The following is a 22,806-nucleotide window of genomic DNA, read 5'->3' as shown; positions in this document are numbered from 1 at the left end:
CGCAGGCAGCAGCGTTGAAGCCAGCAAGAGCAAGCTAAAGAAATAGATCAACAGCGATACAAGCAAAACGATAAAAGCAAAGCGATTTTGCTGGAGGGAGCCTGTGGGGTGCTCGCCTAAAGCAGAAGAAAAGCGAAGCAGCGTTAGCGCTACATTATTATTTTCATTATCAGGAGGCCAACAATGAAAGCAACCGTCTACGTAACAATCAAGGAAAATGTACTTGATCCGCAAGGAACAGCTGTACAAGGAGCATTGCATTCGATGGGTTTTGCCGAAGTGGAAAAAGTGCGGATCGGCAAATATTTGGAGCTAGAGCTGGGCGCAATCGACCGCAGCGAAGCGGAGAAGCGCATCAAGGAAATGTGCGAGAAGCTGCTTGCGAACACGGTCGTTGAAGATTACCGTTTTGAGCTGGAGGGATAGGCGATGAAGTTTGCGGTTCTGGTTTTTCCAGGTTCCAACTGTGATATTGATTGTTACAAGGCGGTAGAGGAAGCGATTGGCCAAAAGGTAGAGTATGTATGGCATACATCGACGGATCTTTCCGGTTTTGACGCGATTTTGGTGCCAGGAGGCTTCTCCTACGGCGATTACCTGCGCTGCGGCGCGATTTCGCGTTTTGCTCCTGTCATGAATGAAGTGAAGAAAGCAGCGGAGGAAGGCAAATTCATCCTCGGCATTTGCAACGGGTTCCAAATCCTTACGGAAGCAGGCTTGCTGCCAGGCGCTTTGATTCGCAACAGCGGCCTTAAATTCCGCTGCCATCAGACGCCGCTGGAAGTTGTGAACAATGGCAACCCGTTCACGAACCAGTATGCGGAAGGCGATATTATCAACATTCCGATCGCCCACGGCGAAGGCAACTACTATTGCGACGACGCGACGCTGGCACAGCTGGAAGCGAACAAGCAAATTATTTTCCGCTATGCGGGCGACACCAATCCGAACGGATCGGTATCGAATATCGCGGGCGTGAGCAACGAGCGCGGCAACGTAGTCGGCATGATGCCGCATCCAGAGCGTGCAATCAACCAATTGTTCGGCTCAGAGGACGGCAAAAAAATGTTTACATCGATTTTGAATGCATGGAGGGAACAGCATGGCGCAGCAGTTAACAGCTAAGGAACCGACAGCGGAACAAATCGCGGATCAGCGGATTTATACGCAGTTCGGCGTAACGGATTATGAATATGAGCTGATTTGCGGATTTCTTGGCCGCCAGCCAAACTATACGGAGATCGGCGTATTCAGCGTCATGTGGTCGGAGCATTGCTCTTACAAAAACTCCAAGCCGATTTTGAAAAAATTCCCGATTACCGGACCTAAAGTTCTAATGGGACCAGGCGAAGGCGCGGGTATCGTTGATATTGGCGACAATCAAGCGGTCGTATTCAAAATCGAATCGCATAACCATCCATCCGCGGTTGAGCCTTACCAAGGCGCAGCTACAGGTGTAGGCGGCATTATCCGCGACATTTTCTCGATGGGCGCACGTCCTGTTGCTTTGATGAACAGCTTGCGTTTTGGCCGTCTTGAAAATGAGCGCGTTAAATATTTGTTCGAAAATGTTGTCAGCGGTATCGCTGGCTACGGCAACTGTATCGGCATCCCGACTGTCGGCGGTGAGGTTATGTTCGACGAGAGCTATGAGGGCAATCCGCTCGTTAACGCGATGTGCGTGGGCCTCATCGATCATGATAAAATCCAACGCGGCGTCGCTAAAGGGGTAGGCAACCCGGTGTTTTATGTCGGTCCGGCAACTGGCCGCGACGGCATTCACGGCGCAACCTTCGCTTCGGTCGAGCTGTCCGAGGAATCCGAAGAAAAGCGTACGGCGGTTCAAGTCGGCGATCCATTCATGGAGAAGCTGGTTATGGAAGCGACGCTTGAGCTGATCGATTCCGGCATCGTGCTTGGTATTCAAGATATGGGCGCAGCAGGCCTAACTTGCTCCAGCGCCGAGATGGCTTCGAAAGCCGGCAACGGCCTTGAGCTGTACCTCGATGAAGTGCCGCAGCGCGAAACAGGCATGACGCCTTACGAAATGATGCTGTCCGAATCGCAAGAGCGCATGCTCTTCGTTGTAGAGCCGCAGCATGAAGCGCAGGCGAAAGAGATTTTCGAGCGTTGGGGCATCATTTGCGCCAAAGTCGGCAAAGTAACGGATGACGGACGTCTCCGCTTGTTCCACCAAGGCGAGCAAGTGGCAGATATGCCGGTAACAGCGCTCGTTGACGAGTGCCCGGTTTATGACAAGCCTTCGCAGGAGCCTGCTTATTACAGCGCAAATGCGGCAATCGACACAACAGCTTATCCGGAAGTAACGGATTTGACGGCTGCGCTTGAGAAAGTTCTCGCTTCGCCAACGGTGGCAAGCAAAGAGTGGGTTTACAATCAATATGACTATATGGTGCGTACGTCGACCGCGGTTCAACCGGGTTCGGACGCAGCAGTCGTGACAATCAACGGTACACGCAAAGCACTTGCGATGACAACGGATTGCAACAGCCGTTATGTATACCTTGATCCAGAAGTGGGCGGACGCATTGCCGTAGCGGAAGCTGCGCGCAACATCGTATGCTCCGGCGCAGAGCCGCTGGCAATTACGGACAATCTGAACTTCGGCAGCCCGGAGAAGCCGGATGTATTCTGGCAGATCGAGAAATCGGCAGACGGCATGTCCGAAGCTTGCCGCGTATTGGAAACGCCAGTTATCGGCGGCAACGTCAGCTTGTACAATGAAAATGCAAAAGGCGCGATTTACCCAACGCCGGTTATCGGCATGGTAGGTCTCGTTCATGATATCGATCATATTACGACTCAAGGCTTCAAAAACGAAGGCGACGTCATCATTCTCGTCGGCGAAACGAAAGCTGAAATGGGCGGAAGCGAGCTGCAATACGTGCTGCAAGGCGTGAACGAAGGACGTCCTCCGGTGATTGATCTAGCTGTTGAGAAAAAGATGCTCGGCGCTGTGCTGAGCGCGATTCAAAGCGGCTTGGTCGCTTCGGCGCATGACTTGTCTGAAGGCGGTATTGCGGCTGCGCTGGCAGAATCCTGCATAAGCGGCAAGCTTGGTGCAGAAGTTAATGTAAATACAGAGCTGCGCGCTGATCATGCATTGTTCAGCGAATCGCAATCGCGTATTTTGCTGTCGGCGAAGCCGGAGCAAGCAGCAGCGCTGCAAGCATTGCTGTCTGAGCAAGGCGTTGCCCACGCGGCAATCGGTTCGGTAAAAGGAGCTGCTCTTTCGATCAGTATCAATGGCAAATCCGGCATTCAGGCGCCGGTACAACAACTGGAGAAGGTCTGGAAGGATGCGATTCCATGTCTGATGAAATAAAGCAGCCTAAGCTTTGGTCAGGCGATTATTATAATCAAGGCGGCGGTCGGGAGGATTTCTTCGACAAGCTGCGCGAGGAATGCGGCGTCTTTGGTGTCTTTAACCATGCAGACGCAGCATCGCTTTCCTACTATGGTCTTCATGCATTGCAGCATCGCGGCGAGGAGTCGGCCGGCATTTGCACCGTCGATACGACGGACCGCAATCGGTTCAGCTACCACCGCGGCATGGGACTCGTTAAGGAAGTATTCGACAAGGAGCGCCTAGCGGGGCTCCCTGGCGATCGCTCGATCGGCCACGTGCGCTATTCGACAGCGGGAGAGAGCAAGCTGGCGAATGCGCAGCCGCTGATCTTCCGCTATCGCGATGGCGATCTTGCGGTAGCGACGAACGGCAATATCGTAAATGCGCCGGAAATCCGCAAGGAGCTGGAAAACCTGGGCTCTATTTTCCAGACGACGAGCGATACCGAGGTTATTGCGCATTTGATCGCCCGCTCGCCGAAGGATTTTGTGACGGCAGCGAAAGAAGCGCTCCAACGTATTGTTGGAGGCTTCGCCTTCCTGATTATGACGAACGACAAGCTATTGGTCGCTTCTGATCCGAACGGACTTCGTCCGCTCGTGGTAGGCCGCATTGGCGACGGTTATGTGTTTTCCTCCGAGTCGTGCGCGTTTGAATCGATTGGTGCCCAATATTTGCGTGACGTTCAGCCGGGCGAACTGCTTATTTTTGATCAGGATGGCATGAAAGAGGATCGTTATGCGGAAGTGACGCGCCGGGCGACCTGCGCGATGGAATATATTTATTTTGCCCGTCCCGACAGCGACATTCATGAAATCAATATTCATTCCGCGCGCAAGCGGATGGGCAAGCAGCTCGCGATGGAATCGTTCGTCGATGCTGATATCGTAACGGGTGTGCCGGATTCCAGTATTTCCGCAGCAATCGGTTATGCGGAGCAGACGGGCATTCCTTATGAGCTTGGACTTATCAAAAATAAATACACCGGACGTACGTTCATCCAGCCTTCGCAGGAATTGCGCGAGCAGGGCGTGAAGATGAAGCTGTCCGCCGTGCGCAAAGTCGTAGAAGGCAAACGCGTCGTTATGATTGACGACTCGATCGTTCGCGGCACGACGTCGCGCCGGATCGTCAATATGCTGCGTGAAGCAGGAGCGACGGAAGTGCATGTGCGAATTACATCGCCGCCTTTCAAGAACCCTTGCTACTACGGCATTGATACGCCAAGCCGCGATGAGCTTATTGCTTCTTCCCGCACCGTGCAGGAAATTTGCGAGTTGATCAATGCGGATTCGCTGTCCTTCCTTAGCGACAGCGGCTTTATCGATTCGGTTGGCGGCAATGACGGTGCTTATAACCGCGGCATGTGCCTCGGCTGCTTTGATAATGATTACCCGACGCCTGTGGATGAGGAATCGGACAAAAGCTGCAGCTGCTAGACTTAAGGCAGTCTGGCTGCAGCATGAAGCATTGCTTGTGTAATTAGGATTAATAGTGCTGCATGCGTGCGCGCCTGGTTCAGGCGTGCCGGCTTGGCGGCTACGATAAAGGGGTTGAACGATGTGGCAGAAGCGTATAAAAAAGCTGGCGTCGATATAGCGGCTGGCAACGAAGCGGTCGAAAGAATGAAGAAGCATGTCAAGAAGACGTTCCGTCCTGAGGTGCTGACGGATCTTGGCGGCTTTGGCGGCCTGTTCGGCCTAAACAAGGATAAATATGAGGAGCCGGTGCTCGTATCGGGAACAGATGGTGTTGGCACAAAGCTGAAGCTGGCTTTTGCAATGGACAAGCATGACACGATCGGTATCGATGCGGTTGCCATGTGCGTCAACGACATCATTGTACAAGGCGCTGAGCCCTTGTTCTTCCTCGATTACCTCGCTTGCGGCAAAGTTGTGCCGGAGAAAATCGAAGCGGTAGTCAAAGGCATTGCAGACGGCTGCGTACAGGCAGGCTGTGCACTCATCGGCGGCGAGACGGCGGAAATGCCGGGCATGTACCAAGGCGACGAATACGATATCGCGGGCTTTACGGTCGGCGTTGTCGATAAGAAAAAGATCATCGACGGCACGACCATTGCGCCCGGAGACGCAGTCATTGGCCTTGCGTCAAGCGGCATTCACAGCAATGGCTATTCGCTCGTTCGCAGATTGCTGCTGGAAGAAAGCGGTTATGCGCTTGATCAGGAGCTGGCAGAGCTTGATGGCGCGAAGCTTGGCGATGTATTGATCGAGCCAACGCGCATTTATGTGAAATCGGCGCTTAAGCTGATTGAGCAAGTGAAGGTGAAAGGCATGGCGCATATTACAGGCGGCGGCTTCATCGAGAACATTCCGCGTGTATTGCCGGAAGGCGTAAACGTAAATGTGGAATACGGCTCTTGGCCGATCCACAACATTTTTGGCTTAATGCAGGAAAAAGGTTCGATTACGAATCGTGACATGTTCACGACGTTTAATATGGGAATTGGCCTCGTAGTTGTTGTACCGGCTGATGAAGCGGAAGAAGCGCTTCGCGTAGCAAATGAGCTTGGCGAGAAAGCTTACCGCATTGGAACAGTAACGGAAGGCAGCCGCATCGTCACGTTTACAGGAGCGACGGTGTAATGGCAGCGAAGCGTATAGCCGTATTTGCATCTGGTCAAGGCACAAATTTTCAAGCCTTGGCCGATGCGGCATGGCAGGGGGAGCTCGATGCAACTATCGAGCTTCTTGTTTGTGATAAGCCGTCTGCGCCGGTTATCGAGCGGGCGCGCAAGGCTGGCGTAGAAACGTTCGTTTTTAAGCCGAAGGACTATCCGTCCCGCGAAGCGCATGACAGCGTGATTTTGGCGGAGCTTGAGCGCCGTGGCATTGAGCTTATTGTACTGGCAGGCTATATGCGCATCATTACGCCAGTGCTGGTGGAGCCTTTCTATGGGCGGATGATCAATATCCATCCTTCATTGCTGCCAGCGTTTCCCGGCATTAATGCGATTCGCCAGGCGCTTGATTACGGCGTGAAGCTGACGGGCGTCACCGTGCATTATGTGGACGGCGGCCTCGACAGCGGCCCGATTATTGCCCAGCAGGCAGTCGGCATTGCGGACGGCGAGTCGGAGGATGAGCTTGCGGTACGCATTCATGCGGCCGAGCAGCAGCTGCTCCCGCAGGTCGTGCGGCAAATTGCTGGCGGACGGGTTCATTTGGACGGACGTTTGGTGCGGATCGATGTGAACAAGCAAGCTGAGTGATTGGGCATTCATAACGATAAAAGTAGTTAGAGCGTAACCGGGTTAAGACAAAAAGGAGGGCTTTGTGGAATGGCTATTCGTAGAGCATTAATCAGCGTATCTGATAAGACGGGTATTGTGGAGTTTTCGCGTGAGCTGGCAAGCCAAGGCGTAGAAATTATTTCGACAGGCGGAACGTTCAGCTTGCTGGAAAAAGAGGGCATTCCGGTCATCGGCATTTCCGATGTGACGGGCTTCCCGGAAATTTTGGATGGACGCGTCAAAACGCTGCATCCTGCTGTTCATAGCGGCCTGCTCGCTGTTCGCGACGATGCAGAGCACCAAAAGGTGATGGAAGAGCTGGGTCTCAGCTACATCGACCTCGTTGTCGTGAATCTGTACCCGTTCAAGCAGACGATTGCGAAGCCCGATGTGGAATATGCGGATGCGATTGAAAACATCGATATCGGCGGTCCAACAATGCTGCGTTCAGCTGCGAAAAACCATGCATTCGTTACCGTTGTCGTAGACGCTGCGGATTATGCGGCTGTGCTGGAAGAAGTCAAAGCAGGCGGCGACACGACGCTTGAAACGCGCAAGCGCTTGACGGCGAAAGTATTCCGCCATACGGCTGCTTACGATACGCTGATTGCTGAATATTTGTCCAAGCAGACAGGCGAAGAGCTTCCAGAAAGCTATACCGTTACTTACGAAAAAGTACAGGATCTCCGCTACGGCGAGAACCCGCACCAGAAGGCTGCTTTCTACAGCAAGCCGCTCGCTTCGGCAGGCAACATTACGACAGCAGAGCAATTGCACGGCAAAGAGCTGTCCTACAATAACATTAATGATGCAAACGCTGCGCTTGCGATTGTAAAGGAATTTGATGAGCCGGCTGTAGTTGCCGTTAAGCATATGAATCCTTGCGGCGTAGGTACTGGCGCTGACATTCATGAAGCATATCAAAAAGCGTATGCGGCTGATCCGACTTCCATCTTTGGCGGCATCGTTGCGGCGAACCGCGTGATCGGCGCAGACACAGCTGAGCTGCTGGGCCAAATTTTCCTTGAAATTATTATTGCCCCGGACTTTACGCCGGAAGCGCTTGATATTTTGACAAAAAAGAAAAACATTCGCCTCATGAAGCTCGGCGAGCTTTCCGTTGCTGCGGCTGACCGCAAGCCTGAGCTGCTCGTGACGACGGTTGACGGCGGCATGCTCGTACAGGAAAGCGATGTTCGCAGCCTGACGGAAGCAGACCTGCAATTCGTAACCGACCGCAAGCCGACTGAGGAAGAGCTGAAGCAATTGCTGTTCGGCTGGAAAGTCGTGAAGCATGTGAAATCGAATGCGATTTTGCTGGCGAAAAATAATATGACGATTGGCGTAGGCGCAGGCCAAATGAACCGCGTAGGCGCTGCTCGCATCGCAATTGAGCAGGCTGGTGCGCAGTCCGCTGGCGCTGTACTGGCATCGGATGCCTTTTTCCCAATGGGCGATACGGTTGAGCTGGCAGCAAAAGCTGGCATTACGGCGATTATCCAAACGGGCGGCTCTATTAAAGATGCCGAATCGATTGCCGCAGCAAATGCCAACAACATTGCCATGGTACTGACTGGCGTTCGTCATTTCAAGCATTAAGAGGGAGCTGACAAGATGCGAATTTTAGTAGTAGGCGGCGGCGGCCGCGAGCATGCGATCGTATGGGCGCTGAAAAAAAGCGAGAAGGTCCGCAGCATCTATTGTGCGCCGGGCAATGCAGGCATCGCGCAGCTGGCAGAATGCGTGCCGCTGGCTGTCAATCAATTTGACGAGCTGGTGGAGTTTGCGAAAGATGCGGCTATCGATCTCGTATTCATCGGTCCGGATGATCCGCTAGCTGACGGCATCGTCGATGCGTTCGAAGCGCATCAAATTCCGGTATATGGACCGAATAAAGCGGCAGCGGAAATTGAAGGCAGCAAAATTTTCATGAAAAATTTGCTCAAGAAATATAATATTCCGACGGCTAAATATGAGACGTTTACCGAATATGAGGCGGCTTCTGCTTATTTGCAGGCACAGCAGACGCCAATCGTCATTAAGGCGGACGGACTTGCGGCAGGCAAGGGCGTAACGGTGGCCTTTACGATGGAAGAAGCACAGCAGGCGCTGAAAGAAGCGATGCTGGATAAAGTGTTTGGCGATGCGGGCAACCAAATCGTGATCGAGGAGTTCTTGGAAGGACAGGAAATGTCCATCCTTGCTTTCGTAGATGGCGAGACGGTGCGGGCGATGGTGCCGGCACAGGATCACAAGCCGATTTTCGACGGCGATAAAGGCCCGAATACGGGCGGTATGGGCACATATACGCCGCTGCCGCATATTGATCAGGCGATTATCGACGAGTCGATTGCGAACATTATTATTCCAACGGCGAAAGCGATGGTCAGCGAAGGCCGCCCGTTCCGCGGCGTATTGTTCGCCGGTCTGATGATTACGAAGGATGGCCCGAAAACGATCGAGTTTAATGCACGCATGGGCGATCCGGAAACACAGGTTGTGCTTCCGCGTCTGGAAACCGATCTTGTCGACATCGTTTTGGCCTCGCTGAACGGCAGGCTGGAGCAGTTGGATATTACTTGGAGCGATGAGGCAGCGGTCTGCGTCATTATGGCTTCCGAGGGTTATCCGGCTTCATATCCGAAAGGCCGCGTTATTGAAGGGCTGGCGAAAGCCGAAGCGCAAGGCGCGCTTGTGTTCCATGCTGGAACAGCTGAGAAGGACGGTCAGTTCGTAACGAGTGGCGGACGCGTGCTAGGCGTTGTCGGCCGCGGCCGTGACATCGCAGAAGCGCGTGCGCGTGCTTATGATGCGGTGGGCGTTATTCATTTCGAAGGCATGCAGAGCCGTTCGGATATTGCGGCGAAAGCGCTGGTTTAAGAAGTTTCTTTTAGCTAGAAAGCGATCTTTATATGATTTGAGTATGCTAAAAAAACAGGTATGATTTCTCTTTAAAAGCGAGAGATCATACCTGTTAGTCTATCCAATGTATTTTTTAATGCTGAAAGTCGCCAATGTGCGGCTTTATTACGTTTATCAACATCATGACTTTACTTCTATAATGAGAGCTTTAGAAGTTCCTTTTAGTACACGAATCGTGCTGCTTGGTGTAAGTTCGATTATGCCAAAAGGTTTATAGGTGAAAGCACTGAAATCATAAATGTAATCATATACAAACTTACCTTGATTCACGAAAACAATTCTGCGTCTATGATCCGTTTCTAACCTATCTAAGTGAGTGGTGACCCCGACAATTTCATCTATTGCTTGCCCATTGTAGAAAGGATTATCAAGTACATAAGCTTTATCCCAAACAAACGGAGTCAACTCAGTGAATGGGACGGAGCGATTGTCATCCTTCAACTTCATCATATTCTGATTAATAATATGAGAATTTTCAGGGAGTCTTTCATATGTAATAAGGAAGAACACTAAAATCGCTATAGCCGCTATAGCCGCTATAGCGATTAGACCAACTGCTATCCATCTACTTTTTATGTTTTTTTTCATATGCTCCTCCTATTCGCATTACTAATAAATAAGTATAACATATGACTTTAAATATCCTTCCTAAACTGTTTATAGTTGAGTCGGAATTTTATTGAGTAGAAATTAGTATAGTATAATCATCTCATTATTATTTATTTTCGTTTGAACCCTATTTGCTAAGTCGGTATTTGAGACAGCGAAGGGAACATCGTACCAGTTTACAGTGTCTCTCCCCTTCTGATTGTTATGCAAATCCATTTGTTTATGTTGCAATCCATTGAATCCGAACCAAGACTTATTTCTTAATTCGGAATCAGTATCTCCAGTATTTTCATGAGCAGTACCAAACTGTTCTGCTAATACTCTTCCAATATTTAATGTCATTATTGCATTCCACAGAGCGTGTCTAAATGCATTACCCTTGTCTCCATCTAACCAACCTGGATAACGTCCAATTGTAATCGCATCAGTATTATTTTTCGCTGCGTTCACGATTAAAGCTTCAGCAGGATAAAGAGCAACTAACCATTTTTCAGCAGTTGTTAACGCGCTCCAGCCTGTATTAGATTCACGTGATGCCTGTAATTGTATTCCACTAAAAGTTTGAGCTTTACTTTGCATAGGGAATACAATTTCAACAATTTCCTCAGGGCTAAGCTGGGAATTTTCTTTTTTTAACTCGATTATGCTGTAAATAAACTCAATATCACCTTGTTCTAAGTACTTGCTTAATTCTTCAAAATTATCAGAAGATCCGCTTCTATTTGATTCAAGTTGAGCTTTAATCTCGCTTTTCATTACTTCTAAATCAGTTTCAGAAGCTTCTTCAATAATGCTAGCATAAACAGCATCAGTGATTAAAACTTTTCCGTTACTTTCGGAATTATTAGCATATGAGTTTCCTGGTAGTAGTAACGAAGCGGACAGAACAGATAGTACTATAGCCTTTGTCAGTAACTTCTTTCTCAATTTTATTACTCTCCTTCCAAATTATGATACTATTAAAAACTACCATATTATTCAATAGAATACAATAGTTTTAATTTTAAAGATTATAAATGGGATATTTATATAAATGTGTTATTGAAACAGGATATTGATTTAAATAATACAGTCTTGTTATCAAAAAATGAAAAATTTAAAGAGGAAATGGACTTTTATTTAATAAATAGTGATGATTAATCGCCACGTTTTTGCTGTCAAATGCGGGCGAAAGGTGTAACTAATTTGTAACGCACTGCGTCTATGAATGCGATAAGATAAATCTATCAGCAGGGAATAGAAGGGTGAATCGGATGAAGTATAACACACGAACTAGAGTAAGCAGCATGAAGACGCGCAAGAGAACAAAACGAAAACTAGCAATTGCAAGCTTTCTACTTGTAGCACTAGCCTTATGGCTTGGCGGCTGCGGGACTAAGGCTTCATCGAGCCTGGAGGTTCTTGTGCCTGGCAAAGAGGGCAGCGCCAACATCCAGCAGGGTACTTCATCCGAGGATACCATCCATATTAACCATCCGACGTTGTCGGAAGGGACAAGCAGCGGTACGGACACGGCAAGCCATCCGGCGAGCACCGATGATTCCCATTCCCCTCAGAAAGGAACGGACGGCGCATCCGGTGCTTCGAATGGTTCCGGTACATCGGGTACATCCAGTGGCACTGGCGGAAAAACGCAAGGTGAAGGTTCCAAACCGGGAAAGAGCGTAACGTCCAGTACATATACAACTAAGCCTTCAAGCTCGGCTACACCAACGAGCAAGCCGGCTCCCACGCCAACGCCTTCGGCGTCTCCGCAAGGAGAGAAGGAAACGGGCAAGCCGGATAAGGAGCAGAAGCTTGTCGCCTTAACCTTTGATGATGGGCCAGATAACCGTTATACACCAGCAATTTTGGATATCCTGAAAAAGAAGGGCATTAAAGCAACTTTCTTCGTAGTCGGCGTTCAAGTGAAGAAGGACCCCGAGGTGCTTCAGCGCATAGTGGACGAAGGCCATACGATTGGCAATCATACGACTCATCATAAAGATTTGACGAAGCTGACCAAGAATCAAATATGGGACGAAATCACCACGACGGATAAGCTGATCAAAGATGTAGTCGGCTTTACTCCAAATCTGGTGCGCGCACCGTATGGTGCTGTGAATAGCACCGTTAAGCAGCTAATGAAGGACAAAGGAAGAGAATTGGTAAGCTGGAATGTAGATACCCGTGACTGGGCGGGAACGTCTGTAGCTGTGATGAAGCAGAACATTAGCGAGCATACGAAGCCGGGTGGTATAATACTGATGCATTCTTTTGGAGGCAAAGGGATTAAAAACACGGTAGACATGCTGCCAGACGTCATTGATAGCTTGCAGAAGAAAGGCTATACGTTTGTTACGATTGACGAAATGCCTTAATTCCGGTCTGCTTTCGGGCTGTATGTTTAAGGGGGCTTAAGCAATTGTTTATATCCAAAATAAGCGGGGCGCTGCTTGCAGCCGCCTTGCTTTGTTTATTAGCAACCGGCTGCCGTTATACGGCGGCTCCTGCGGATTTGCTTGAAAAGCCTACTATCGCCTCGGATAAGCAGGCACTCGTTCAGGCTGTGCAGAAAGCTTTGCCGCCTCATGCGCAGCTTGCGCTTCCGATGCGGGATGACAATCTTGGCGCCGTGCGCCTGCTCGATGTAGATGGCGATGGCATAGACGAGGTGCTCGTTTCTTTTAACAATGAATACAGCTCTCCTGAGCTAATGCTGCTCCGCTATCGGGGCAACACCTGGAAGCCCTATTATACGATTCAGCAGCCTTTATCGATGCGCATGGACTGGATGAAAGTAAGCGATTATGACAAGGATGGCAAGCTCGATTTGGCCGTCGGCTGGATCGGCTCCTATGATGGCTCCAATATGGTCGAGCTGTATTCGCTTAGCCAAACGCCAGTGCGCAATGAGGAAGGCAAGCTTGTGCTTGAGCCGGAGGATTCCCTGCCTTATTTGTACGCGGAAGCAGGCGATCTGAACGGAGATGGAAAGCTGGAGCTGGCGGTCGTCACGGGGGATTGGGCGAATCAGGAAGTGCAGCTGCCGAACTATAAGCTGACGGTATATGAATGGACAAAGGGCAAGCTTCATGCGCTCCAGCAGCTCGATCTTAGCAATGATGTCATTAATTATGACCGGCTGTTGATTGGCAAAATTTCCGAGCGGCATACGGGCATCGTATTGGAAGCTGCGGTAGGCGCCCATTCGATGTATACGTTTATGTATGTGTGGGAAAAAGGCAAGCTGCGGCCAGTTGCGTTATCCGGGCAGGGCGAATATGGAAATGCGCTCGTGTCGGGAACGCCGACGCAAAATGAAGATATTAACGGTGATGGCATTATTGAGCTGTCCCGGCCCAAAGAGCCTGCAGGCTATCCGGATCTCCCTTATGCCGGGATGCTGTGGGTGAACGAGTGGCTGCAATGGGATGGAGATAAGGGCTTCAAGTCGATCAAGGAAGAGTTTACGAGTAACAGCTACCAAATCAGCTTTACGATTCCGAATCAGTGGAAGGGCCGCTATACGCTGAGAAGCCCGGAAGTCCACCGGGAATATGGCCTCGTCACCTTTGAATATTGGAATGAAAAAACCGGCTACAAGTCCGAGCTTGGCACATTATATGCGGTTCCATTAACGAAGTGGGGCAGCGTCCAGGAAGAGTGGAAAGAGACAGACCGCTCTTACCATGTCGTGTTCAATTATGCGGGCTTGGTGTACATTTTTGCACAGCAGCTTGCTCCTCCAGGAACGATGGATATCAGTGATCGCCAGCTGTTTTATGCAATGCAGCTGAATAAGGATCAACTGCCTGAATTGCTGGTACCGAGGCCGGACTAATGGAAAAAGTGGGTGGACCTATGCGTATTTTGCTGCTGGAAGATGAAGAAGCGATTCGCGGCTTTGTCCGCATTAATCTAAAACGCAATGAGATGGAAGTGACGGAAGCAGGCGACGGTGAAACGGCGCTCGCTTTGGCTGATTCGGAGGGACCATTTGATATTGCGCTGCTTGATGTGATGCTGCCGACTATTAGCGGCTTCGAAGTATGCGAGCAGCTGCGCAGCAAATTCCCCAGCATGGGCATTATTATGCTGACCGCGAAGTCGCAGGAAGAGGATAAAATACACGGGCTGGAGCTTGGCGCCGACGATTATGTGCAGAAGCCATTCAGCCCAGGCGAGCTGATTGCCCGCATCAAGTCGCTCTACCGCAGAATGCAGCCGAGTGCTGCGCTGCTTCAGGCGGTGGCTAGCCAAGAGCTGGCGGCGGCTGCTCCCGTGCAGGAGGTAATGGATGATGAGCTGACCATTGGGCCATTCCGCTTGTCGGTATCTGCGCGCAAGCTATGGAAAAACGATGAGGAAATTATTTTGACCCCGACCGAATGGACGCTGGTGCGGCTATTAATGGAGCGGGAAGGCAAAAGCGTCAGCCGCGATGATATTTTGAGCGAGGTTTGGGGCCGTTATTATGTGGGCGACCTTAAGGTCGTTGACGTAAACATTAGGCGGGTGCGCCAAAAAATTGAAGACAATTCCTCTGAGCCTGCTTTCATCGAAACGGTATGGGGCTTCGGCTACCGCTGGAGAAGGGGCAGCAGCGGATGAACAGTCTGAAGACGAGAATCGTGTGGAGCTATTTGCTGCTGATTGCGCTCGTTGTCGTCGTGCTCGGCGGACTTTTTGCTACACTGATTACCAACTATTATTATGGCAGCGCACAAAGCTCGGTTAAGCAGCGGGCTGTATCTGCCCTTGCCACGCATAACCGGACGATGGCTTCGCTGAAAATGCATGATCAAGCCGATTACATGCTGCAATATATGGTGGAGGGCGATACCCGGCTTCAGCTGCTTGATGTGTATGGCAACGTACGCATGGACTCCGACGGGCTGGTGGAAGATATACATTACAACACGCTGGACGTGCAGGCAGCGATGAACGGGAATACGGATATTTGGCAGGGCAATGATCCTTATTACAAGGAACGGGTCACGTCGATTACGATACCGGTCTGGAACGATACGCATGTTGTATCCCTGCTGCGTTATTCGGCCTCCATCAGCGCTGTGGACGATATGGTAAGCCAGCTGCTGCGCATGACGGCATTCGTGGGGCTGGCAGTTATTTTGCTGTTTCTGGGCTTAAGCCTGTGGCTGGCGCAGCGTATTGTACGGCCTATTCGCGAGCTGACACGTGCGGCAAGATATATGGCCGATGGAGACTGGACGAGGCGTGCGACAAAGCGAAGCAATGATGAAATTGGACAGCTGGCGGAAACGTTCAATTCGATGGTCGTGGAGCTGAATCATCGGGAGAAGCTCAAAAATGATTTTATCTCCTCCATTTCCCACGAGCTGCGAACGCCGCTTACGTCGATTAGAGGCTGGAGCGAGACGCTGAAGGAAGGCGATCCGGCCGACAATGAGGAAATGAAGCTGGGGCTGCAAATAATTAGCCATGAAACGCTGCGCTTGTCGGGGCTTGTGGAGGATTTGCTCGATTTCTCCAAGCTGTCGGCAGGAAGCATGGAGCTTCATGCGGAGCTGCTGGATCTCAACAGCCCAGTGAAGGAGACGGCGGCCCAGCTTGGTGTCCGGCAGGATCAGACGGGCGTGAAGCTGCTCGTCACGCTAGGCAAATCGCCGGTGATGGTGTATGCGGATGCCAATCGCTTGAAGCAGGTTATCATTAATTTGATTGACAATGCATTCAAGTTCACGCCAGCAGGCGGCACCATTCGCGTGTCGATCTCCATTACGCCTGACGAGAACTTTGCGCTGCTGACAGTTGCCGATACCGGCTGCGGCATCGAAGCCGAGGACATTCCCCATGTGACGGAGAAGTTTTATAAGGCGAATACGGGGCAGGGCGGAAGCGGGCTTGGGCTCGCGATCTGCAAGGAAATTACCGAGCTGCATGCTGGCGAGATGAAAATAGACAGCGAGCGTGGTGCTGGAACGGTAATCACGATCGAGCTGCCGATCAGCCATCAGGACAAACCAGCAACATAGCCAGAATTTATCAGCCGCCCGGAAGGGCGGCTAATTTTTGTTAAACAGCAGATTGCGGTTGAACAATACCCAGACGATAGCAACGACGACACCAAACGTTAGCATAACGGAAAGCCAGTGTTCAGTTAGCCATACGATCCATGCAGGCATATAAGCTCCACTCCTTCCTTGGCGGCCTCGAAAGCTGCCTAATTGAATAATAACTTGCTACATTAATATGTCCGAAGCGCAGTTAGACCATCAGAAAAAGCTTTGCCTAATTGTGGTACAATATAGGGGATGGTCATTTCATACTGGGAGGGATTTATATGTCTTTCACTGTTCAGATTGGTCAGCAAGCACCAGATTTTACGCTTCCGGCGACGGATGGCAAAAGCTATTCGCTGCAGAATTTTGCCGATGCGGACACGCTGGTCGTATTTTTCACCTGTAATCATTGTCCTTATGTCGTTGGATCGGACGAGCTCACGCGCAAGACGGCCATCAAGTTCAAGGAGAAGGGCGTTGCTTTCGTCGGCATTAATGCGAACAGCATTGCTACGAAGCCGCATGATTCCTTTGAGCATATGGTGGAGCGAATGAAAGAGCTGGAGTTTCCTTGGACGTATTTGCGCGATGATACGCAAGAGGTAGCCAAAGCTTATGGGGCGCTGCGTACGCCGCATTTTTATGTTTTTGATAAAGAGCGCAAGCTGGTTTATACGGGCCGGGGAGTTGACCAGCCTAAAGATTCGAGCAAAGTGACGGTTTATGATTTGGAGCGTGCACTTACCGAGCATACGCTGGGCAAGGAGGTGTCGGTGCCGTACACCAATCCGATTGGCTGCAACGTCAAATGGGATGGACAGGATGAGCACTGGATGCCGGTTGAAGCTTGCGATCTAGTATAAAATAACGGATTGACAGCAGCATCTGCGGGTGCTATTATGACTTTAACAAATTCAAAGTATTCGGGTAGGAATTAACATAATTAAGACGCTGTATGGAAACGGCAGGAGGTTTTGGACATGGAGAAGCATCTGGTATTGCGCCATGAAGGATTGGAGCTGGCAGCTACGCTGCATTATCCGACGGATGAGAAGAAGAACGACGACTGCAAACGGCAGGCGATCATTATTTGCCATGGCTTTGTTGGAAGCCGCATCGGTGTGGACCGCTTGTTTGTCAAAGCAGCCCGCGCCCTTGCAGCCCAAGGCTCGTATGTGCTGCGCTTCGATTATGGCGGCTGCGGCGAGAGCAATGGCGATTACGGCTCGCTTGGCTTCGACAGCATGGTCGATCAGACGCGCACAGCGCTTGACTACATCACGAGCATGGAATGCGTCGACCCGCGCCGGATTGTATTGCTTGGACATAGCCTAGGCGGAGCCGTCTCCATTATGACAGCCGTCAAGGATAGACGGGTCAAGCGCCTCCTTCTATGGTCGCCAGTTGCTTATCCCTTCAATGATATTGTCCGAATTGTCGGCAGGAAGGGCTATGATGAAGCGGTTGAATCCGGCTTTGTTGATTATTCCGGTTTTACGCTGAAGCCCGTCTTCTTCGACTCTCTGCTTGAGCATCAGCCGTTCCAGGCAGCAACGCGCTTCTCCGGCGATGTCCTGCTCGTCCATGGCACGAGTGATGAACTCATTCCCGTCGATTACAGCTTCCTTTATCAGAAGGTGTTCTGGACCCGCAGCGAGGGGCTATGCGACAAGGAAATTATTTTTCAGGCGTCGCATACGTACTCCAACCGCCAGCATCAGGAGGAAGCGATTCGCATCAGCTCGGAATGGCTGGAGGGGCTGGATAAGAAGCAGCAGGAATGGCATCACTGGAGCATTTAAATTGGAAAAAAAGGTAGTGCCGCTTACGGCGGCATCCGGCTTTATGGCAGGACCTGTCACGCGGGACTAACGCGTGAGCAGGTCCTGTTTTTGCTTAATTTGTTACTCCTTCTATCATCCTGTGGTATAGTAGAAAGGTAGAAAAGGCAGCTAAGCTGCTTTTGCGAGCTTTTTGCTGCGTAAATTGTCATGTTATCTATCACGCTAGAGGATAGATTTGAAATTATAAAAATATAAGCATTTATAAGTTTCAACTTATAAATGCTTATATTTCTCGGATTGAAACGCGCCGCGCCCCAATTGGCAACAGCCGTTTCACCTTGGATCATTCGGATAAAGGCGGGTATCATTCATGAAATTGGGAAAAAGAATCGGTTTATCGTCCAGCATTCTGCTGCTGCTGCTTGTACTGCTTGCAGCTTGTGCGGGAGGCAGTAAAGGGGAAGCGGTTCCATCCGCTTCGCCAGAGCCAAGCGCTTTGCCAAGCCCTAGCGTCTCACCGGGAGCACTGCCGTATCAAGCGCCATTAACGGGAATTGGTCGGCAGACAGAAGCATTGGAGCGGCCAATTGCTGTCATGATCAACAACTTGAAGCCGGCTCGCCCGCAATCGGGATTGTCGAATGCCGATGTTGTGTGGGAGGTGTTAGCGGAAGGCGGCATTACGAGGCTCGTTGCGCTGTTCCAAAGCACGGATGCGATAACCGATTCCATTGGTCCGATTCGCAGCATCCGCCCTTATTTGATTAATATTGGCGAAAGCTACGGCGCTGTTCTTGCCCATGCAGGCGGCAGCAATGACGCTTATGCGATTTTGCAGCAGCAGAAGAAGCCGTATTTGGATGAAATTTCGAACGCGGGCGCTTATTTCTGGCGCAGCAAGGAGCGCAAGGCGCCGCATAATCTGTATTCGGATTTAGAGAAGCTGCGTTCCGGAGCGGAGAAGAAAAATTACAAGCAGGATACAGCAGTGCCTGCCTACGTGTTTGCAGAGAACGGCGCAGCGGAGGCAACGACTTCTGCGACGGCGGTAACGATTCATTTTACGCTGAAGGATTATAAGGTTTCTTACGCCTATGATGAGGCGAGCAAGCTATATAAGCGTTCCATCAACGATGAAGCGCATATTGACCTTAACAATAATGAGCAGCTTGCGGCTTCGAATCTGGTCGTACTGGCTGCAAGCCATAAGACGCTGGACAATGAAGGCAGGCTCGCGGTTGATTTGCAAGCAGGCGGAGATGCGATGCTGTTCCAGCAGGGTCGGATGACGGAGGCGTCGTGGGTACGGGCGCCGGATAATATGATCCGGATCGTGAAGGATGGCAAGGAGCTTGCTCTGGTGCCGGGCAAAACCTTTTTCCACATTGTCCCAAATGCGAAATCGATTGCTGATCATGTGATGTATGGGTAAAAAAAGCACGGTTCGGAAACACTTTTAGCAGGTGAAGAGTGCTTCTGTGCCCGTGGCAATATAAGCTTAGGCGCTGTCTCTTTACGAGGCGGCGCCTTTGTTTTGGAAGCGGAGGAAATGAACGTTATGACTGCATAGAGTGAAAAAAAGAAATTTTTTTCATGAACGTTAATATTCCGTTAACAATTTTAAAGTAAACTGTGTTAAGATATTCTGGGCTTATCCACCAAAGGTCACCAATGGTCGACAAAATGCTCAAACAAAACATCCAGCCGGTAAAGGGGATTACGATGTTCAAGAAAAAAGATATTTTCTTTAAAACGTTTGAAGAAATGGCCGATGCGCTCGTTGTCGCTGTTGAGTATTTCTCAAACGGATTGTCGGATTTGTCCGATGTCTCTGCTTTCGCCAAGACGATGAAGGAATACGAAAGCCAGTGCGACAAGTATGTGCACACGATTTTGAAGGAATTGAACAAAACGTTCATCACTCCGATTGAACGAGAAGATATTATGGCGCTGACGACCTCGCTTGACGATGTGCTTGATGGAATCGAGGCTTGCGCTTCGCGTTTCGAAATGTACAACATCAAGGAGAAGGATGAGTACATCCAGCTGTTTGGCGACATTTTGCTGCGCTGCGCGCATCAGATCAAGAAAGCTATTTATTTGCTGACACAGAAGAAGCTGCTGGCTATTCGTGAGCCGAACATTGCGCTGAACGAGCTGGAAAATCAAGCCGATGATCTGCTTCGCGTATGTATTACAAGCTTGTTCGCGAACGTAAGCGATCCGATTGAGCTGATGAAACGCAAGGAAATTTATGAAATGCTGGAGCAAACGACCGACTATTGCGAGGATGTTGCCAATACGCTGGAATCGATTATTATGCGCAATAGCTAACGCGGAAAGTGGGAGTCAACTCTAATGGATTCATATATTTTATGGACGGTTGTCATTCTGGCACTCGGTTTTGATTTTATTAACGGCTTCCATGATACCGCGAATGCGATTGCGACGTCGGTATCGACCCGTGCGCTCAAGCCTCGTGTAGCGATTTTGATGGCTGCGGTGATGAACTTCCTCGGTGCGATTATGTTTACCGGGGTAGCCAAAACGATCGGAAGCGGCGTTGCGAATCCGGCTGATTTGCCGAATGGTGTCGAAGTCGTTATCGCTGCGCTCATATCGGCTATTATCTGGAACCTGGTTACGTGGTGGTTCGGTATTCCGTCCTCCTCGTCCCATGCGCTCATCGGCTCGCTGGCTGGTGCGGTTATTGCGGGTTCAGGCATTGGCACGATTAATGCTTCTGGTTTCACAGATATTGTTAAAGCTCTCATTTTATCGCCGCTGATTGCTTTCTCGGCTGGTTTCATCATTATGTGGCTGCTCAAGCGGATTTTCGCCAAATCGAGCCCGCATCAGGTGAACAAGGGCTTCCGTTTCAGCCAAATCGTAACGGCAGCCTTCCAATCGTTCTCGCATGGTACGAATGATGCGCAGAAGGCGATGGGAATTATCACGTTCGCGCTCGTTGCGGCGGGTGTTCAAGATAGTTTGGATGTGCCGCTGTGGGTTAAGCTATCTGCTGCATTGGCAATGGCGCTTGGTACGTCCGTCGGCGGTTACAAAATCATTAAAACGATGGGTACGAAGATTTTCAAAATCGAACCGATCAATGGTTTTGCTGCCGATGTAGGCTCGGCTGTCGTTATTTTAACGGCTACGGTGCTGCATTTGCCAGTAAGTACGACACATGTTATTACGTCCTCGATTCTCGGTGTAGGCAGCGCGAAGCGCTTCTCCAGCGTGAAATGGTCGATGGCGGGTCGTATTTTGGTCGCATGGGTCATTACGATTCCGATCACTGTCCTGATGGCAATGGCCGTTTACTGGGCAATGGATTTGTTGTTCATTTAAGCTTGCATAGCGTTTAGAAGCCCGGTCCGTTAGTGGATGCGGGCTTTTTTGTTGGGCGGGGAGGGCTGGACGGTGAAAAATAAAGCTTCTGCCAGGAGCGCTTGCTGCTGGCAGGAGGAGCGCGCCATGCGGGGCTGTTCGCTTCGCATGGCGACAGAGGAGAGACGCCGCCCAACGCTGCTCGCGCTGGCGGCGGGAGGTAACACTCTCCGGCTTATGCGCTTTGTTGCGCACTCAGGCCGAGATAACGGCGCTGCTCTCCGCTGCCGGGGCTTAGCGCCGGCGTTTTCTTCTGCGTCTACGGGCGGCGGGACTTGAGCCTGAGCCGCTGCCGGACTTGCGGCGCTTGCGCTTAGGGACGAACTCTTCCACGTCATCGGTGGCGTCGTCTCCGGCCCCTTTTTTCCCAAAGGAGCCCATAATCACCTTCACGAGCGGAGCCATCTGGGATACGCTGCTCATCACCTTCTGAACCTTCGTCACCGTGGTCAAAATGCCGTCAATACCGCCTATGCGGTCGACAAAGCCTTTGATCTCTCCCAAATTAGCGAGCGAGAATCCGCCGCCCTTGGCAGGGGCTACGGTTTCAGCAAGCTCGGCTGCTGTAGCTGGAACGATAGTTTGGGACTCCGGCTGTACGGCTTGAACCGATTGAAGCGGAGGCTGGAACTCTGGGATCGCATTTTCATTCAGTAGGCCGGATACGCTAGCGTTATGGTTAACGGCGGGGCTGAGCTGGCTCTGCCCCTGGCGGCTGCTGCGATGCTGGAAATGCTGCGGCTGCTGAGCATGCGGGTAGCGGGGATATTGGGGATAGCCGCCGGGATTATTGCGATAATTCACGCTGATCACCCTTTTAAATTTTATAGTCGAATCGCCGTGCCTCATGGTGGAATGCTCTGCCTGTGGAAGACGAGGCGCGTTGTGCAGAGCGGTCATGGTGAAGCGCGGGCTCCCTCGCCTGAGCGGCGGTGAAGCGGTGTACACTTGGTATTAGTCTATGGCATAGGCAAACGTAAGGATTGGACGAATGTCACGGGTATTGAAGAAAAATAACGGCAGATGCCCCACGTTAGCTCTTCTGTTCTGTAAAGCGTGAATACGGTAATGCTTGAAAAAAACGGGTAAAAAAGCTACAATGTGAGCATTGGAAGTCCGGTTTGAAGACTAGAGGAGTGAAGAATATGCAGCTCAAAAAGCTGAACGATAAAGCGGTAGATCAATTGTTTGAGGCCATCTTAACTTTAAAGTCCGTTGAGGAATGTTATGTGTTTTTTGATGATTTGTGCACGGTCAATGAAATTCAGTCGCTGTCGCAGCGTCTGGAAGTAGCTCGCATGCTCGGCAAGGGCAGCACGTACAATCAGATTGAAGCGGAGACAGGGGCGAGCACGGCTACGATCTCGCGGGTGAAGCGCTGTTTGAATTATGGCAACGACGGGTATAAAATGGCTTTAGAACGTTTAGGACGGTAGGTGCGTGAAAGCC

The 22,806-nt window shown here is 50.7% G+C and carries 21 protein-coding genes; 18 read left to right on the top strand and 3 right to left on the bottom strand.

The window, feature by feature from the left end:
- Positions 1-183: 183 nt before the first annotated feature.
- The 8 genes from purS (at position 184) to purD (ending at position 9,503) form a co-directional block, all read left to right on the top strand.
- On the top strand, positions 184-426 hold the full coding sequence (gene purS, locus ASF12_RS05525) for a phosphoribosylformylglycinamidine synthase subunit PurS (RefSeq protein WP_056030616.1): 243 nt from the start codon (positions 184-186) through the stop codon (positions 424-426).
- Between the two features lie 3 nt (positions 427-429).
- A complete protein-coding gene (gene purQ, locus ASF12_RS05520; RefSeq protein WP_056030613.1) occupies positions 430-1,125 on the top strand; it encodes a phosphoribosylformylglycinamidine synthase subunit PurQ in 696 nt (231 codons plus the stop codon).
- Entirely contained in the window at positions 1,103-3,346 is a 2,244-nt protein-coding gene (purL, locus tag ASF12_RS05515; RefSeq protein ID WP_056030610.1) for a phosphoribosylformylglycinamidine synthase subunit PurL, read from the top strand. The genes purQ and purL overlap by 23 nt, the downstream gene beginning before the upstream one ends.
- Complete coding sequence (gene purF, locus ASF12_RS05510; protein ID WP_056030607.1) at positions 3,331-4,809, top strand: amidophosphoribosyltransferase; 1,479 nt, start codon at positions 3,331-3,333, stop codon at positions 4,807-4,809. Before purL ends, purF begins: the two co-directional genes overlap by 16 nt.
- A 123-nt stretch (positions 4,810-4,932) precedes the next feature.
- Entirely contained in the window at positions 4,933-5,976 is a 1,044-nt protein-coding gene (gene purM / locus ASF12_RS05505) for a phosphoribosylformylglycinamidine cyclo-ligase (RefSeq protein ID WP_056030604.1), read from the top strand.
- Complete coding sequence (gene purN / locus ASF12_RS05500) at positions 5,976-6,602, top strand: phosphoribosylglycinamide formyltransferase (RefSeq protein ID WP_056030601.1); 627 nt, start codon at positions 5,976-5,978, stop codon at positions 6,600-6,602. The genes purM and purN overlap by 1 nt, the downstream gene beginning before the upstream one ends.
- A gap of 69 nt (positions 6,603-6,671) precedes the next feature.
- Positions 6,672-8,222, top strand: coding sequence for a bifunctional phosphoribosylaminoimidazolecarboxamide formyltransferase/IMP cyclohydrolase (purH, locus tag ASF12_RS05495; protein WP_056030598.1), 1,551 nt, complete (start codon positions 6,672-6,674; stop codon positions 8,220-8,222).
- Between the two features lie 15 nt (positions 8,223-8,237).
- Positions 8,238-9,503 (top strand): phosphoribosylamine--glycine ligase, encoded by a 1,266-nt coding sequence (gene purD, locus ASF12_RS05490; RefSeq protein WP_056030595.1) that lies wholly within the window; start codon positions 8,238-8,240, stop codon positions 9,501-9,503.
- Between the two features lie 162 nt (positions 9,504-9,665).
- On the opposite strand, the gene ASF12_RS05485 is transcribed toward purD, so the two are convergent.
- Both ASF12_RS05485 and ASF12_RS05480 read right to left on the bottom strand, forming a co-directional pair.
- Positions 9,666-10,133, bottom strand: coding sequence for a hypothetical protein (locus ASF12_RS05485; RefSeq protein WP_056030592.1), 468 nt, complete (start codon positions 10,131-10,133; stop codon positions 9,666-9,668).
- Between the two features lie 102 nt (positions 10,134-10,235).
- A complete protein-coding gene (locus tag ASF12_RS05480; RefSeq protein ID WP_056030588.1) occupies positions 10,236-11,081 on the bottom strand; it encodes a DUF6973 domain-containing protein in 846 nt (281 codons plus the stop codon).
- A 326-nt stretch (positions 11,082-11,407) separates the two neighbouring features.
- Between ASF12_RS05480 and ASF12_RS33495 the strand changes: the two genes are divergently transcribed.
- The 9 genes from ASF12_RS33495 (at position 11,408) to ASF12_RS05435 (ending at position 21,318) form a co-directional block, all read left to right on the top strand.
- Complete coding sequence (locus ASF12_RS33495) at positions 11,408-12,514, top strand: polysaccharide deacetylase family protein (protein ID WP_235533047.1); 1,107 nt, start codon at positions 11,408-11,410, stop codon at positions 12,512-12,514.
- A gap of 44 nt (positions 12,515-12,558) precedes the next feature.
- A complete protein-coding gene (locus ASF12_RS05470; RefSeq protein WP_056030585.1) occupies positions 12,559-13,977 on the top strand; it encodes an FG-GAP repeat domain-containing protein in 1,419 nt (472 codons plus the stop codon).
- Between the two features lie 20 nt (positions 13,978-13,997).
- The gene (locus tag ASF12_RS05465) at positions 13,998-14,747 is read left to right on the top strand and encodes a response regulator transcription factor (RefSeq protein WP_056030582.1); all 750 of its coding nucleotides are present in this window, start codon (positions 13,998-14,000) and stop codon (positions 14,745-14,747) included.
- Complete coding sequence (locus ASF12_RS05460; RefSeq protein WP_056030579.1) at positions 14,744-16,153, top strand: sensor histidine kinase; 1,410 nt, start codon at positions 14,744-14,746, stop codon at positions 16,151-16,153. Before ASF12_RS05465 ends, ASF12_RS05460 begins: the two co-directional genes overlap by 4 nt.
- 308 nt (positions 16,154-16,461) lie before the next feature.
- On the top strand, positions 16,462-17,043 hold the full coding sequence (locus ASF12_RS05455; protein ID WP_056030576.1) for a thioredoxin family protein: 582 nt from the start codon (positions 16,462-16,464) through the stop codon (positions 17,041-17,043).
- 117 nt (positions 17,044-17,160) lie between these two features.
- The gene (locus ASF12_RS05450; RefSeq protein WP_056030572.1) at positions 17,161-17,982 is read left to right on the top strand and encodes an alpha/beta hydrolase; all 822 of its coding nucleotides are present in this window, start codon (positions 17,161-17,163) and stop codon (positions 17,980-17,982) included.
- 352 nt (positions 17,983-18,334) lie between these two features.
- Complete coding sequence (locus ASF12_RS05445) at positions 18,335-19,396, top strand: DUF3048 domain-containing protein (RefSeq protein ID WP_056030569.1); 1,062 nt, start codon at positions 18,335-18,337, stop codon at positions 19,394-19,396.
- Between the two features lie 290 nt (positions 19,397-19,686).
- Positions 19,687-20,298, top strand: a complete 612-nt coding sequence (locus ASF12_RS05440; RefSeq protein WP_056032854.1) for a DUF47 domain-containing protein — start codon at positions 19,687-19,689, stop codon at positions 20,296-20,298.
- A gap of 24 nt (positions 20,299-20,322) precedes the next feature.
- Entirely contained in the window at positions 20,323-21,318 is a 996-nt protein-coding gene (locus tag ASF12_RS05435) for an inorganic phosphate transporter (RefSeq protein ID WP_056030567.1), read from the top strand.
- Positions 21,319-21,591: 273 nt separating this feature from the next.
- On the opposite strand, the gene ASF12_RS05430 is transcribed toward ASF12_RS05435, so the two are convergent.
- Complete coding sequence (locus ASF12_RS05430; RefSeq protein WP_155972809.1) at positions 21,592-22,161, bottom strand: tyrosine protein kinase; 570 nt, start codon at positions 22,159-22,161, stop codon at positions 21,592-21,594.
- Between the two features lie 341 nt (positions 22,162-22,502).
- On the opposite strand from ASF12_RS05430, the gene ASF12_RS05425 reads away from it, so the two are divergent.
- Positions 22,503-22,793 carry a YerC/YecD family TrpR-related protein gene (locus ASF12_RS05425; RefSeq protein ID WP_046231556.1) on the top strand — a complete coding sequence of 97 codons (291 nt, stop codon included), beginning with the start codon at positions 22,503-22,505 and terminating at the stop codon, positions 22,791-22,793.
- The last annotated feature ends 13 nt before the right edge of the window (positions 22,794-22,806 follow it).

Origin of the sequence: Paenibacillus sp. Leaf72 (assembly GCF_001422685.1) — a bacterium.
Taxonomy (GTDB): domain Bacteria; phylum Bacillota; class Bacilli; order Paenibacillales; family Paenibacillaceae; genus Pristimantibacillus.
Note: the sequence above shows the minus strand (reverse complement) of the source record. Positions and strands in the feature narration are given on the sequence as shown.